Origin of the sequence: Rhodopila globiformis, assembly GCF_002937115.1 — a bacterium.
Classification (GTDB): domain Bacteria; phylum Pseudomonadota; class Alphaproteobacteria; order Acetobacterales; family Acetobacteraceae; genus Rhodopila; species Rhodopila globiformis.
Genome location: NZ_NHRY01000053.1, coordinates 16,524 through 26,333, shown reverse-complemented (window position 1 = coordinate 26,333; position 9,810 = coordinate 16,524). Strand labels below are relative to the sequence as shown.

The 9,810-nt window shown below is 66.4% G+C and carries 19 protein-coding genes; all 19 read left to right on the top strand.

Annotated elements, in window-relative coordinates; translation table 11 throughout:
• Window position 1: 1 nt before the first annotated feature.
• The 19 genes from rplB to CCS01_RS04260 all read left to right on the top strand — a co-directional run bounded on the left by rplB (window position 2) and on the right by CCS01_RS04260 (window position 9,734).
• Window positions 2-832, top strand: coding sequence for a 50S ribosomal protein L2 (rplB, locus tag CCS01_RS04350; protein WP_104517602.1), 831 nt, complete (start codon window positions 2-4; stop codon window positions 830-832).
• Between the two features lies 1 nt (window position 833).
• On the top strand, window positions 834-1,112 hold the full coding sequence (gene rpsS / locus CCS01_RS04345; RefSeq protein WP_104517601.1) for a 30S ribosomal protein S19: 279 nt from the start codon (window positions 834-836) through the stop codon (window positions 1,110-1,112).
• A 1-nt stretch (window position 1,113) separates the two neighbouring features.
• On the top strand, window positions 1,114-1,503 hold the full coding sequence (gene rplV, locus CCS01_RS04340; RefSeq protein ID WP_104517600.1) for a 50S ribosomal protein L22: 390 nt from the start codon (window positions 1,114-1,116) through the stop codon (window positions 1,501-1,503).
• 1 nt (window position 1,504) lies between these two features.
• Window positions 1,505-2,182: a 30S ribosomal protein S3 gene (gene rpsC, locus CCS01_RS04335; protein WP_104517599.1), complete on the top strand. Its 678-nt coding sequence runs from the start codon at window positions 1,505-1,507 to the stop codon at window positions 2,180-2,182.
• An 18-nt stretch (window positions 2,183-2,200) separates the two neighbouring features.
• Entirely contained in the window at window positions 2,201-2,617 is a 417-nt protein-coding gene (rplP, locus tag CCS01_RS04330; protein WP_104517598.1) for a 50S ribosomal protein L16, read from the top strand.
• A 14-nt stretch (window positions 2,618-2,631) separates the two neighbouring features.
• Entirely contained in the window at window positions 2,632-2,841 is a 210-nt protein-coding gene (gene rpmC, locus CCS01_RS04325) for a 50S ribosomal protein L29 (protein WP_104517612.1), read from the top strand.
• 12 nt (window positions 2,842-2,853) lie between these two features.
• Window positions 2,854-3,165 (top strand): 30S ribosomal protein S17, encoded by a 312-nt coding sequence (rpsQ, locus tag CCS01_RS04320; RefSeq protein WP_104517597.1) that lies wholly within the window; start codon window positions 2,854-2,856, stop codon window positions 3,163-3,165.
• Between the two features lie 12 nt (window positions 3,166-3,177).
• Window positions 3,178-3,546, top strand: coding sequence for a 50S ribosomal protein L14 (gene rplN, locus CCS01_RS04315; protein ID WP_104517596.1), 369 nt, complete (start codon window positions 3,178-3,180; stop codon window positions 3,544-3,546).
• Window positions 3,546-3,866 carry a 50S ribosomal protein L24 gene (gene rplX, locus CCS01_RS04310; RefSeq protein WP_104517595.1) on the top strand — a complete coding sequence of 107 codons (321 nt, stop codon included), beginning with the start codon at window positions 3,546-3,548 and terminating at the stop codon, window positions 3,864-3,866. Before rplN ends, rplX begins: the two co-directional genes overlap by 1 nt.
• Before the next feature lie 166 nt (window positions 3,867-4,032).
• The gene (gene rplE, locus CCS01_RS04305; protein WP_104517611.1) at window positions 4,033-4,572 is read left to right on the top strand and encodes a 50S ribosomal protein L5; all 540 of its coding nucleotides are present in this window, start codon (window positions 4,033-4,035) and stop codon (window positions 4,570-4,572) included.
• A 67-nt stretch (window positions 4,573-4,639) separates the two neighbouring features.
• Complete coding sequence (gene rpsN / locus CCS01_RS04300) at window positions 4,640-4,945, top strand: 30S ribosomal protein S14 (protein ID WP_104517594.1); 306 nt, start codon at window positions 4,640-4,642, stop codon at window positions 4,943-4,945.
• 12 nt (window positions 4,946-4,957) lie between these two features.
• On the top strand, window positions 4,958-5,356 hold the full coding sequence (gene rpsH, locus CCS01_RS04295) for a 30S ribosomal protein S8 (RefSeq protein WP_104517593.1): 399 nt from the start codon (window positions 4,958-4,960) through the stop codon (window positions 5,354-5,356).
• Window positions 5,357-5,368: 12 nt separating this feature from the next.
• Window positions 5,369-5,902, top strand: coding sequence for a 50S ribosomal protein L6 (gene rplF / locus CCS01_RS04290; protein WP_104517592.1), 534 nt, complete (start codon window positions 5,369-5,371; stop codon window positions 5,900-5,902).
• The gene (gene rplR, locus CCS01_RS04285; protein ID WP_104517591.1) at window positions 5,899-6,261 is read left to right on the top strand and encodes a 50S ribosomal protein L18; all 363 of its coding nucleotides are present in this window, start codon (window positions 5,899-5,901) and stop codon (window positions 6,259-6,261) included. The genes rplF and rplR overlap by 4 nt, the downstream gene beginning before the upstream one ends.
• 12 nt (window positions 6,262-6,273) lie before the next feature.
• Window positions 6,274-6,885 (top strand): 30S ribosomal protein S5, encoded by a 612-nt coding sequence (gene rpsE, locus CCS01_RS04280; protein WP_104517590.1) that lies wholly within the window; start codon window positions 6,274-6,276, stop codon window positions 6,883-6,885.
• Window positions 6,878-7,060 (top strand): 50S ribosomal protein L30, encoded by a 183-nt coding sequence (rpmD, locus tag CCS01_RS04275; protein ID WP_104517589.1) that lies wholly within the window; start codon window positions 6,878-6,880, stop codon window positions 7,058-7,060. The genes rpsE and rpmD overlap by 8 nt, the downstream gene beginning before the upstream one ends.
• A 1-nt stretch (window position 7,061) precedes the next feature.
• Entirely contained in the window at window positions 7,062-7,553 is a 492-nt protein-coding gene (gene rplO / locus CCS01_RS04270) for a 50S ribosomal protein L15 (RefSeq protein WP_104517588.1), read from the top strand.
• 181 nt (window positions 7,554-7,734) lie between these two features.
• Window positions 7,735-9,072: a preprotein translocase subunit SecY gene (gene secY / locus CCS01_RS04265; RefSeq protein WP_104517587.1), complete on the top strand. Its 1,338-nt coding sequence runs from the start codon at window positions 7,735-7,737 to the stop codon at window positions 9,070-9,072.
• Window positions 9,069-9,734, top strand: a complete 666-nt coding sequence (locus tag CCS01_RS04260) for an adenylate kinase (RefSeq protein WP_104517586.1) — start codon at window positions 9,069-9,071, stop codon at window positions 9,732-9,734. Before secY ends, CCS01_RS04260 begins: the two co-directional genes overlap by 4 nt.
• The last annotated feature ends 76 nt before the right edge of the window (window positions 9,735-9,810 follow it).

Below are 9,810 nucleotides of genomic sequence, written 5' to 3'. Positions count from 1 at the left end.
GATGGCACTGAGACAATACAATCCCGTCACGGCGAGCCTGCGCGGCACGGTCCTGATCGACCGGTCCGAGCTGTGGAAGGGCAAGCCCGTCAAGGGCCTCACGCAGGGCCAGAGCAGCACCGGCGGACGCAACAACCACGGCCGCATCACCAGCCGCTTCCGTGGCGGCGGGCATAAGCAGGCCTATCGCGTCATCGACTTCAAGCGCCGCAAGTTCGACGTGCCGGCGACGGTCGAGCGCCTGGAATACGACCCGAACCGTACCGCGTTCATCGCCCTGATCCAGTATCAGGACGGCGAGCAGGCCTACATCCTGGCGCCGCAGCGGCTGAAGGTGGGCGACCAGGTGATCGCCGGCGCCCGCGTGGACATCAAGCCGGGCAACGCGATGCCGCTGTCCGCCATCCCCGTCGGCACCATCATCCACAACGTGGAGATGAAAGTCGGCGCCGGCGGCAAGCTGGCACGCTCGGCCGGCACCTATGCGCAGCTCGTCGGCAAGGACGCCGGCTATGCGCAGGTCAAGCTGATGTCCGGTGAGCTGCGCGTTGTCCGCGCCGAGTGCATTGCCTCGATCGGGGCGGTGTCCAACCCGGACAACATGAACCAGAAGCTCGGCAAGGCCGGCCGCATGCGCTGGATGGGCTTCAAGCCGCACAACCGCGGTGTCGTCATGAACCCGGTCGATCACCCGCTGGGTGGTGGCGAAGGCCGCAGCTCGGGTGGCCGCCATCCGGTGTCGCCGTGGGGCCAGCCGGCCAAGGGCTACAAGACCCGCAGCAACAAGCGGACGGACGGCATGATCATCCGTCGCCGTAACAAGGGTAAGTAAGATGGCGCGTTCCGTATGGAAGGGACCGTTCGTCGACGGTTACCTGCTGGCCAAGGCCGAAGCGGCAAGGGCTTCGTCCCGCAACGAGATCATCAAGATCTGGTCTCGCCGCTCGACCATCCTGCCGCAGTTCGTCGGCCTGACCTTCGGGGTCTACAACGGCCACAAGTTCCTGCCGGTGCAGGTGACCGAGAACATGGTCGGCCACAAGTTCGGTGAGTTCTCGCCGACGCGGACCTTCACCGGCCACGCGGCCGACAAGAAGGCGAGGCGCGGCTGACATGAGCAAGCCCAAGCACGAACGCGGCCTGGACGAGACCGAGGCGCAGGCCATCGTCTCCAACCTGCGGGTCAGCCCGCGCAAGCTGAACCTGGTCGCAGCGTCGATCCGCAACCTGCCGGCGCAGCGCGCGGTCGCCGCGCTGACCTTCAGCAAGCGCCGCATCGCCGGCCAGGTGAAGAAGGCGCTGGAGAGCGCCATCGCCAATGCCGAGAACAACCACCAGCTCGACGTCGACCGCCTGGTCGTGGCGCGTGCCGAGGTGGGCCGCTCGGTGGTGATGCGCCGCTTCCACGCCCGTGGCCGTGGCCGCGCCGCCCGCGTCGAGAAGTGGTTCAGCCACCTGAAGATCGTCGTCGCCGAGCGCGAACAGGAAGAGGAGACCGCATAAGATGGGTCACAAAGTCAATCCGATCGGTCTCCGCGTCGGCATCAACCGCACCTGGGACAGCCGCTGGTTCGCCGGCGCCGACTATGCCAAGCTGTTGCACGACGACATCAAGCTGCGCAATCACCTGCGCCAACGCCTGCGGGGCGCCGGCGTGTCCCGCGTGGTGATCGAGCGTCCGGCGAAGAAGCCGCGCGTGACGATCTATGCCGCGCGGCCGGGCGTGGTCATCGGCAAGAAGGGCCAGGACATCGAGAGCCTGAAGAAGGATCTCACCAAGATGGCCAAGGCCGAGGTGAATCTGAACATCGTCGAAATCCGCAAGCCGGAGATCGACGCCACCCTGGTGGCCGAGAACATCGCCCAGCAGCTGGAGCGCCGCGTTGCGTTCCGCCGTGCCATGAAGCGCGCGGTGCAGTCGGCCATGCGCCTGGGTGCCCAGGGCATCCGGATCAACTGCGGCGGCCGGCTGGGCGGCGCGGAAATCGCCCGGGTGGAATGGTATCGTGAGGGCCGGGTGCCGCTGCACACGCTGCGCGCCGACATCGACTATGGCCAGGGCACGGCCAAGACGACGTACGGCACGTGCGGCGTGAAGGTTTGGGTGTTCAAGGGCGAGATTATGGCCCACGACCCGATGGCGCAGGACCGCAGGGCCGCCGAGCAGGCGCCGCAGCGGTAAAGGGATTGGTATAGTCAGATGCTTTCTCCGAAGCGCACCAAGTATCGTAAGCAGCACAAGGGCCGCATTCACGGCGTCTCCAAGGGCGGCACGGTGCTGAATTTCGGCACCTATGGCCTGAAGGCCCTGGAGCCGGAGCGGATCACCGCGCGGCAGATCGAGTCCGCCCGTCGCGCCATCACCCGCGCGATGCGGCGTACCGGCCGCGTGTGGATCCGCATCTTCCCCGATGTGCCGGTCTCCACCAAGCCGGCCGAAGTCCGCATGGGCTCGGGCAAGGGGGCGCCGGAATACTGGGTCGCGCGCGTCGCCCCGGGCCGCATCATGTTCGAGATCGACGGCGTCGCGCCGGAACTGGCACGCGAGGCGCTGACCCTGGGCGCCGCGAAGCTGCCCATCCGGACCAAGTTCATCGCGCGGATGGGAGACGCCTGATGGCCAAGAACGCCCTGTATAAAGCCACCGATATCCGCGCCAAGACGCCGGATGAGCTGTCCACGCTGCTGCTGGACCTGCGCAAGGAGCAGTTCAACCTGCGCTTCCAGCGCGCCACCGGCCAGAACGAAGGCCTCGGCCGGGTGCGTGAGTGCCGCCGCGAGATCGCCCGCATCAAAACCATCCAGGCAGAGAAAGCTCGCTCTGCCTCGGCCAAGTCGTAAGGAGAGAGGGCGATGCCAAGGCGCGTCCTGACCGGACGGGTGACCAGCGACAAGATGGACAAGACCATCACGGTTCTTGTCGATCGCCGGGTCATGCATCCGCTGTACAAGAAGTTCATCCGCCGCTCGAAGAAGTATGCGGCGCATGATGAAGGCAACATCTGCAAGATCGGCGACCTCGTCCGCATTATCGAATGCCCGCCGATCAGCAAGCGGAAGACCTGGATGCTGCTGGAGCGCAACGGCCAGATCGTCGGCGATGCCCCGGCCGATGCCGTCGCGATCGCCGAAGCGCATCCCGCGCCGCCCGCGCCGGTTGCGTAAGGGGGACGGAGCATGATCCAGGTTGAAACCAATCTCGAGGTCGCCGACAACTCCGGTGCGCGCCGCGTGCAGTGCATCAAGGTGCTCGGCGGCTCGAAGCGGAAGACCGCCTCGGTCGGCGACGTCATCGTCGTGTCGATCAAGGAAGCCATCCCGCGCGGCAAGGTGAAGAAGGGCGACGTGCACCAGGCGGTGATCGTCCGCACCGCCTTCCCGGTGCGCCGGGCCGATGGGTCCGCCATCCGCTTCGACCGCAACGCCGCCGTGCTGATCAACAAGCAGCAGGAGCCGATCGGCACCCGTATCTTCGGGCCGGTGGTGCGTGAGCTGCGCGGGCGCAAGTTCATGAAGATCATCTCGCTGGCGCCGGAGGTGCTGTAATGGCCGCGCGTATCCGCAAGGGCGACATCGTCCTGGTGACCACCGGCAAGAGCAAGGGCCAGCGCGGCGAGGTGCTGCAGGTGATCCCCGCGGCCAACCGCGCCGTCGTGCGCGGCGCGGCGATCGCCCGGCACCACCAGAAGCCGACGGGCGTCAACCAGACGGGTGGCATCGTTGAGCGTGAGGCGGCGATCCACCTGTCCAACCTGAAGCTGATCGACCCCAGGAGCGAAAGGCCGACCAAGGTCGGGTTCCGCATTCTGGACGATGGCCGGAAAGTTCGCGTCGCCAAGGCGACCGGCGAAGTGATCGAAAGCTGAGGCAAGTCCGATGAGCGGCAGCAAGACCAAGGGTGGCGGCAAGCCATCCGCCAAGACGGCCGGCCCCCGCGGCGCCGGCGGCCCGCCGGCCGGCAAGGAGGCGCAGCGCGCAGCCCGCAGGATCGACATCGCGGGCGTGGACAATCCCCAGGCGTCCGCCGAGGAGATGCCGCGCCTGCAGAAGCGGTACCGCGAGGAGATCCGCGCCAAACTGCGCGCCGAGTTCGGCTACGGCAACGAGATGCAGGTGCCGAAGCTGGAGAAGATCGTCATCAACATGGGCGTCGGCGAGGCAACGGGCGACCAGAAGAAGCTCGACGCAGCCGTGGGTGAGCTGACGACGATCAGTGGCCAGCGGCCGGTGAAGACGCTGGCAAAGAAGGCGATCGCCGGCTTCAAGATCCGCAAGGGCCTGCCCATCGGCTGCAAGGTCACGCTCCGCAAGGCGCGCATGTATGAGTTCATGGACCGGCTGATCACCATCGCCCTGCCGCGCGTCCGCGACTTCCGCGGCATCACCGGCAAGGGCTTCGACGGGCGCGGCAACTTCGCCATGGGCCTGAAGGAGCAGATCATCTTCCCGGAGATCAACTACGACCGGGTGGATGATGTCCGCGGCATGGACATCCAGTTCGTGACCAGCGCGAAGACCGACGCCGAGGCGAAGGCCCTGCTGAAGGCTTTCGACCTACCTTTCGCCAACTGAGTATTTGGGAAAACCACTGTCCCCCGGCTTGTCCGCGGGATCGAAGGTTCCGGAGGATCTAAACAGGATGGCCAAGATTTCCCAGGTCAACCGCAACGCGAAGCGAGAGAGGCTGGCCAAGCGCGACAAGTCGAAGCGCCAGGCCCTGAAGGACGTCCTGATGGACCGGACTCTGCCGGTCGAGGACCGCTTCAACGCCTCGCTCAAGCTGGCGCAGCTGCCGCGCAACGGCGCGGAAGTCCGCGTCCGCCTGCGCTGCGAACTGACCGGCCGCTCACGCGGGAACTATCGCAAGTTCAAGATCTGCCGCATCGCCCTGCGCGATCTGGCCAGTTCCGGGCAGATCCCGGGCATGGTCAAGGCGAGCTGGTAAGGGAACGACACGATGTCAATGTCCGATCCCTTGGGGGATATGCTGACCCGCATCCGCAACGCGCAGCGCGCGCGGCACTCCGTGTGCCTGGCGCCGGCGTCGAAGCTGCGGGCCAATGTGCTGAACGTGCTGAAGCGTGAGGGCTACATCCGCGGCTTCGCCGCCGAGGAAGTGCGCCCCGGCGTCGCCAACCTGCGCATCGAGCTGAAGTACAATGAAGGCGAGCCGGTCATCAAGGAGATCAGCCGCGTCTCCAAGCCCGGCCGCCGCGTGTATGCGAAGATCAAAGAACTGCCCCGGGTCTATGCCGGCCTGGGCATTTCCATCCTGTCCACGCCGCGCGGCGTGATGAGCGATGCCGAGGCCCGCGCCGCCAACGTTGGCGGCGAAGTCCTCTGCCGCGTGTTCTAAGGGGAAGCGGGTATGTCACGGGTCGGAAAATATCCGGTCGAGATCCCCGCCGGTGTGCAGGTTGCCATCGCCGGCGGTGTTCTGACCGCCAAGGGCAAGCTCGGTGAGCTGACGCTGCCGCTGAGCGAGCGGGTGAAGGCTACGGTTGACGGCAACAAGGTCACCGTGCAGCCGAACAGCCAGCAAACCCAGGACCGCATGATGTGGGGCACCACGCGGGCGCTGATCGCCAATATGGTGAAGGGCGTGTCGGTGGGCTACAGCCGCTCGCTGGAAATCACCGGCACCGGCTATCGCGCCGCGGTGCAGGGCAAGAACCTGGAGATCAACCTGGGCTTCTCGCATCCGGTGGTCTATCCGGTGCCGGAAGGCATCAAAATCACCTGCGAGCGTCCCACTGCAATCAAGGTCGAGGGCGTGGACAAGCGCCTGGTCGGCCAGGTCGCCTCGGAGATCCGGGCGTTCCGTCCGCCTGAGCCCTACAAGGGCAAGGGCGCGCGCTACACCGACGAGACCATCCGGCGCAAGGAAGGCAAGAAGAAATGAGCGCCAAACAGGACCTCGCCGCACGCCGCGCCGAGCGGCTCCGCTTCCAGCTTCGGCAGAAGGCATACGGGCGTCCGCGCCTGTCGGTGTTCCGCTCGAGCCAGAACATCTATGCCCAGGTCATCGACGATGCGAAGGGGCATACGCTCGCTTCCGCCTCGACGCTGGATGCCAGCCTGAAGGGCACGCTGAAGACCGGGGCCGACAAGGCCGCGGCGGCGGCCGTCGGCAAGCTGGTGGCCGAGCGGGCGCTGGCCGCCGGCGTCAAGCAGGTGGTCTTCGACCGCGGCGCTTATCTGTATCACGGCCGGGTCAAGACCCTTGCCGATGCCGCCCGCGAAGGCGGGCTGGATTTCTAAGGGGACGCATTCATGGCACGTGAACCGAGAGAAGGTGGCGGTGGCGGCCGGGGACGGGATCGCGAGCGCAGCCCCGATCGCGAGGCCGATGACGGCATCATCGACAAGCTGGTGACCATCAACCGTGTCGCCAAGGTCGTGAAGGGTGGCCGCCGCTTCGCCTTCGCCGCGCTGGTGGTGGTGGGCGACCAGAAGGGCCGCGTCGGCTACGGCGCCGGCAAGGCGCGCGAGGTGCCGGAGGCGATCCGCAAGGCCACGGAACGCGCCAAGCGCGGTATGATCCGCGTGCCGATGAAGGAAGGCCGCACGCTGCACCACGACGTCGAGGGCCATTTCGGCGCCGGCACCGTCGTGCTCCGCTCGGCCGCCGCGGGCACGGGCATCATCGCCGGCGGTCCGCTGCGCGCGGTGTTCGAGACGCTGGGCATCGGCGACGTGGTCGCCAAGAGCCTGGGCAGCCGCAACCCGCATAACATGGTGAAGGCGACGTTCGCCGCGCTGCACAAGGTGGCCAGCCCGCGCTCGGTCGCCACGCGCCGCGGCAAGAAGGTGCCGGAGCTGTTCGGCCGCCGCGAGCAGCACGCGCCGGCGCAGCCGCCGCAGGAGGCCCAGCCCAATGCCTAAGGTACGCGTCACCCAGATCCACTCGCCCATCGGCCGCAAGCCGGGGCAGAAGGAAACCCTGATCGGCCTGGGCCTGAACAAGATGTGGCGCTCGCGCGAGCTGGAGGACACCCCTTCGGCCCGCGGCATGATCCGCAAGGTGGCTCACCTGATCAAGGTCGAGGAGCTGTCCTGACATGGGCATTCTGAACGAACTGCGCGACAACCCGGGCGCGCGCCTGAAGTCGAAGCGGCTCGGCCGCGGCATCGGCTCGGGCAAGGGCAAGACCTCGGGCAAGGGCGTCAAGGGCCAGAAGGCACGCGAAGGCGTGGCGCTGAACGGCTTCGAAGGCGGCCAGATGCCGATCTACCGCCGCCTGCCGAAGCGCGGGTTCAACAACCTGTTCCGCAAGGAATACGCGCCGGTGAACCTGGGCACGCTGGACAAGGCGATCGCCGCCGGCAAGATCGACGCCGGGCAGCCGATCACCGAGGCGACGCTGATTGCCGCGGGCCTGGCGTCCGACCGGCGCGACGGCGTGCGGCTGCTGGGCGAGGGCTCGATCAGCCGCGCGATCACCATCACCGTGTCCGGCGCCTCGGCGACGGCGAAGGCGGCGGTGGAGCAGGCAGGCGGTAGCGTGACCACGACTGTGGCGCCGAAGCCGGAGGCGACGGCTGAAGCCTGAGGCCGGATTCATGCTGAGGCGAAAGCCGCGCAGATGCCGTTTCCGGCACGCGTGGCTTTCGCCTTTTCCGGTCCCGGCGCCGGATGGGCAATCGGCTGACCGGTAAATGACAGATTGGCAAATGGCTTGCGTGGCCTATCGCCCCGACCGACAATAGAGCGCGACGACAAAGGGAACCCCCATGGCCTCCGCTGCCGAACAGCTCGCAGCCAACCTGAATATGGGCGTCTTTGCGAAGGCGACCGAACTCAAGCAGCGAATCTGGTTCACCCTCGGTGCGCTGATCGTCTACCGGCTGGGCACCTACATCCCGCTGCCGGGCGTCGATCCGGCGGTGATGGGTGAGATGATGGCGCAGCACGGCGGCGGCGTCCTGGGCATGTTCGACATGTTCACCGGCGGCGCGCTGCGGCGGATGACCATCTTCGCGCTGAACATCATGCCCTATATCAGCGCCAGCATCATCATCCAGCTGATGACGGCGGCGGTGCCGACGCTGGAGGCGCTGAAGAAGGAAGGCGAGTCCGGCCGCAAGAAGCTGAACCAGTACACCCGCTACCTGACGGTGCTGATCGCCACATTCCAGTCCTACGGCATTTCCATCGGGCTGGAGAGCATGCACGGCAGCTTCGGCGCGGCGGTCATCGATCCCGGCTGGTTCTTCCGCTTCTCCTGCGTCATCAGCCTGGTCGGCGGCACCATGTTCCTGATGTGGGTCGGCGAGCAGATCACCGCCCGCGGCATCGGCAACGGCACCAGCCTGATCATCATGGCGGGCATCGTCGCCAACCTGCCCAGCGCTTTCGCCTCGATGCTGGAACTCGGCCGGACCGGCGCGCTGTCGCCGTTCTTCATCCTGCTGTTCCTGGTCATCGCGGTGGTGACCGTCGGCGTGATCGTCTTCATTGAGCGGGCGGCGCGGCGGGTCCCGGTGCAATATCCGAAACGCCAGGTCGGCAACCGCATGTTCGGCGGCGACACCACGCATATCCCGCTGAAGATCAACACCTCGGGCGTGATTCCGCCGATTTTCGCCAGCTCGATCCTGCTGCTGCCGGCGACCATCGCGGGCTTCGCGACCAACGCCCCGGGCTGGGTGCAGTTTATCGCCGGCCAGTTGGCGCACGGGCAGCCGCTGTACATGGCGATGTACGCGGGGATGATCATCTTCTTCTCGTACTTCTATACCGCCGTGGTGTTCAATCCCGAGGAGACGGCGGACAACCTGAAGAAATACGGCGGGTTCATTCCCGGAATCCGCCCTGGCAGCGCGACCTCGGAGTATTTCGACCGGATTCTGACCCGCCTGACCACCCTGGGCGGCATCTATCTGGTGATCATCTGCCTGCTGCCGGAAATCCTGATCACCGACTATGGCCTGCCGTTCTATTTCGGCGGCACCTCGATCCTGATCGTGGTTTCGGTGACCATGGATACGGTGACGCAGATCCAGTCGCATCTGCTGGCACATCAATATGAGGGTCTGATGCGAAAGACCCGGGCAAAGGGGCGTAGGTGAAACTGATACTTCTGGGCCCGCCTGGCGCGGGCAAGGGAACCCAGGCCAAGCGCCTGGAGGACCGCTACAAGATCGTGCAGATCTCGACCGGCGACATGCTGCGTGCCGAGGTCGCCGCCGGCTCGCCCATCGGGCAGGAAGCCAAGGCGGTGATGGAGGCCGGGCAGCTCGTCTCCGACGACATCCTGGTCCGCATGCTGGCCTTGCGCCTGGACAAGGCCGACGCGAAGAACGGCTTCATCCTGGACGGCTTCCCGCGCACCGTGCCGCAGGCCGAGGCGCTGGACAAAATGCTGGCCGGCCGCGGCCTGAACCTGGACGCGGTGATCGAGCTGAAGGTGGACGATGACGCGCTGATCGACCGCATCGCTGGCCGCTTCACCTGCGCCAAATGCGGCGAGGGCTATCACGATACGTTCAAGCAGCCGGCCAGGCCGGGTGTCTGCGACGTATGTGGCAACACCGCGTTCACCCGCCGGGCCGATGACAACCGTGACACCGTAGGCGCGCGGCTGGCCGCCTACCACAAGCAGACGGCGCCGATCATCCCGCACTATGCGGGGACGGGCATCCTGCGCACGGTGGACGGCATGGCCGAGATCGACGACGTGACACGTCAGATCGAGGCAGTGCTGGCCACTCTTCCCGGAAAGGAAGGTTGAATTCCGCTCGGGAAGAGATGTTGAGTTCCTCACGCAGAGTTGATAAGTCTTCGTTGACTCCTGCGGCGCGGAAACT

Coding starts and splice junctions, on each gene's coding strand:
- rplB (WP_104517602.1), top strand. CDS start 2: ATGGCACTGAGACAATACAATCCCGTCACGGCGAGCCTGCGCGGCACG.
- rpsS (WP_104517601.1), top strand. CDS start 834: ATGGCGCGTTCCGTATGGAAGGGACCGTTCGTCGACGGTTACCTGCTG.
- rplV (WP_104517600.1), top strand. CDS start 1,114: ATGAGCAAGCCCAAGCACGAACGCGGCCTGGACGAGACCGAGGCGCAG.
- rpsC (WP_104517599.1), top strand. CDS start 1,505: ATGGGTCACAAAGTCAATCCGATCGGTCTCCGCGTCGGCATCAACCGC.
- rplP (WP_104517598.1), top strand. CDS start 2,201: ATGCTTTCTCCGAAGCGCACCAAGTATCGTAAGCAGCACAAGGGCCGC.
- rpsQ (WP_104517597.1), top strand. CDS start 2,854: ATGCCAAGGCGCGTCCTGACCGGACGGGTGACCAGCGACAAGATGGAC.
- rplN (WP_104517596.1), top strand. CDS start 3,178: ATGATCCAGGTTGAAACCAATCTCGAGGTCGCCGACAACTCCGGTGCG.
- rplX (WP_104517595.1), top strand. CDS start 3,546: ATGGCCGCGCGTATCCGCAAGGGCGACATCGTCCTGGTGACCACCGGC.
- rplE (WP_104517611.1), top strand. CDS start 4,033: ATGCCGCGCCTGCAGAAGCGGTACCGCGAGGAGATCCGCGCCAAACTG.
- rpsN (WP_104517594.1), top strand. CDS start 4,640: ATGGCCAAGATTTCCCAGGTCAACCGCAACGCGAAGCGAGAGAGGCTG.
- rpsH (WP_104517593.1), top strand. CDS start 4,958: ATGTCAATGTCCGATCCCTTGGGGGATATGCTGACCCGCATCCGCAAC.
- rplF (WP_104517592.1), top strand. CDS start 5,369: ATGTCACGGGTCGGAAAATATCCGGTCGAGATCCCCGCCGGTGTGCAG.
- rplR (WP_104517591.1), top strand. CDS start 5,899: ATGAGCGCCAAACAGGACCTCGCCGCACGCCGCGCCGAGCGGCTCCGC.
- rpsE (WP_104517590.1), top strand. CDS start 6,274: ATGGCACGTGAACCGAGAGAAGGTGGCGGTGGCGGCCGGGGACGGGAT.
- rpmD (WP_104517589.1), top strand. CDS start 6,878: ATGCCTAAGGTACGCGTCACCCAGATCCACTCGCCCATCGGCCGCAAG.
- rplO (WP_104517588.1), top strand. CDS start 7,062: ATGGGCATTCTGAACGAACTGCGCGACAACCCGGGCGCGCGCCTGAAG.
- secY (WP_104517587.1), top strand. CDS start 7,735: ATGGCCTCCGCTGCCGAACAGCTCGCAGCCAACCTGAATATGGGCGTC.